2 protein-coding genes are annotated in these 2,332 nt (G+C 35.2%); both read right to left on the minus strand.

Features of this window, described 5'->3' with window-relative positions; genetic code table 11:
• Positions 1-120 precede the first annotated feature (120 nt).
• Positions 121-492, minus strand: coding sequence for a DUF6082 family protein (locus LB467_RS18470; RefSeq protein ID WP_224475630.1), 372 nt, complete (start codon positions 490-492; stop codon positions 121-123).
• Between the two features lie 1,028 nt (positions 493-1,520).
• Positions 1,521-2,180 carry a hypothetical protein gene (locus LB467_RS18475; RefSeq protein WP_224475631.1) on the minus strand — a complete coding sequence of 220 codons (660 nt, stop codon included), beginning with the start codon at positions 2,178-2,180 and terminating at the stop codon, positions 1,521-1,523.
• Positions 2,181-2,332: the final 152 nt, after the last annotated feature.

The raw sequence follows: 2,332 nt of genomic DNA on the forward strand, positions 1-2,332 counted from the left end.
AGAGGGAGAATCGATGAGAAAATTTAGAAAATAAGAGCAAAAAAAATTTAATTAACTTAACCGAAATTTTAGAAGAAAAGTGTCCGTTTTGAAACGGAACGCCTGTCCGCTTTCAGCGGATTATGCAATTTCAGTTTTGAAACTAAATTCTTTTAGATTGCGTTCAAACCTATCAAGTTGGTTATATACCAGATTAGTTGTTCTATTCATTAGAAATTCTTTGCGTGTCTCTTTCATTTCGTTTCGCTGTAATTGTAATTCTAACCGCTGATTTTGTAATTCTTGTTTTTGAATTAAAATAGTAACGATTACTCCAGCTAATGCTAACCCAGAAAAAATTGCATTTAATGCTCCGAATGTATCTCCGAAAGTTCCGCTTTTAGCCCAATCCGCAAAGAAGGAGTTTACAACAAATGGATACAGTAATGATAGAACAACCAAGGCTAACGCTATCCAAATAAAATGTTTTAAGTGATTTTCCTTTTTACTCATATTTTGTTTTATGCACTATCTCTCAAGCTTGATGGCAACGTCTCGTATAAAAACAGTGCGAGCTGGCGAGCGTGATTGTCCGCAGGACAATCAGGCGCAGCAAGCGAGCAAGGAATTTCGATTCGAGACTAAATTAAGCATTGTTTTTATACGTTGTTGTGAAATAGTGCCTCCCGCCTGAGTGAGCCGCCCTGTTTCTTCGCGTTTTCTTTTTTCAGGTTGTGAGTGAGAGTCCGCTGCGTTTTGTTTTTAAAGTTTATATTTTCTCACCTCTCAAAAAAGGCATTTTTAAAACTGATTATTTTTCTCCGCTTGAGAAAGTCCGCTGTATTTAATTTGAAACTCTAATTTACTAACCTTTCAAAAATGATATTTTTAGTACTTCTTTTTTTCTCCGTCTGAGTGAGAAGTCCGTCGCCATTTATCTTTTTAAAATCATTTTTTCTTTCCTTCCAAAAGTGGCATTTTGAAAGTCAGTTTTTTATCCGAGTCCGTTCTTTTTTTCCTGCGTTTTGTTTGTCAGAGGCATTTTTCACAACGTCTCGTATAAAAACAGTGCGGCGATTGCCAGCGTTGATTTTCCGCAGGAAAATCAGACGCAGCAAGTACGCACATACTTTCGAATCGACTCTAAGATAGCATTGTTTTTATACATTGTTGCCAAATAGTGCTGCCCGCCAGAGTGAGTCGTTTCGCTTTTCAATCCACTGCGTTTTGTTTTTAAAGTTTATTTTTTTTACCTCTCAAAAATGATGTTTTTACCGCTTCTTTTTTTTTCCGCCTGAGTGAGTGATCCGCCGCAATTTCTTCTTTTAAAATTCAATTTTTCTTTCCTTCCAAAAATGGCATTTTAGAAGTCCGTTTTATTTGAGTCAGGTTTTATTTTTCCCGCGTTTCGTTGGTCAGCAGCATTTTTGGCAACGTCTCGTATAAAAACTGTGCGAGCGGGCGAGGGTGATTGTCCGCAGGACAATCCGCTGAGCAAGCGAGCAAGAAGTTTCGATTTGAGAAAGGATTAAGCATTATTTTTATACATTGTTGCCAGTAGTTTTCTTCTCTATTAAAATTTTGATGTCAGCATACAGGTACATTCCTCCAAAGCCTAAACTGGCAATTCCCATAAAAACCTTTCCATTGGGAAATAAATAGAACAAAGCGAAGAGTATAAGTCCTATGCAGAAAGGATAAATTAAAAGTCGGGTTATAATCTTTTTAAATGTCCATTCTCTTTCTGGCTTCTTTTCTTCAACCTCTATATCTAAAATTTCAAAAATTTGTTCCAATTGATTTTGTTTTTCGAATCTGTAAACCATTCGAGCCACTAAAACAATTAAAAATGCAAAAATTGTAATTAAAATGACAAATGGCAGGTGGTCTAATAAATCAAAGCCTGACAAATTTTTTGGGAAGATCAAGTAAAGAAATCCGATTAACAGAACTCCAATAAATGTCTTACCAATGGGATTTATTTCATCTTTTATATCCGTCAAATTATTATTGGCATTGAACTCAAATGTAAAAATGGGATAGAAAGTCATATTCCACATATTTTGACGCCACACTTTTATTTGGTTCGGACCAATTTCACCTTTTGCCCGAAAATCATATATAAGAACATTCCAGAAATGATTAAAAAAAGAACTTTCTTTCCTCACTTCAATAAGTTTTTCAACATCCTTTTTAGTCACTTCCATTGTTTCTTTAAATTACTGGCAACGTCTCGTATAAAAACTGTGCTGCTTACAGGCAATGATTTCCCGTTAGAAAATCAGGCAAAACAAGTAAGCACAAAGTTTCGAGTTGAGACCAAATTAAGCATTGTTTTTATATTTTGTTGTGA

The sequence above is a fragment of the Salegentibacter tibetensis genome (assembly GCF_020164485.1).
Taxonomy (GTDB): Bacteria; Bacteroidota; Bacteroidia; order Flavobacteriales; family Flavobacteriaceae; genus Salegentibacter; species Salegentibacter tibetensis.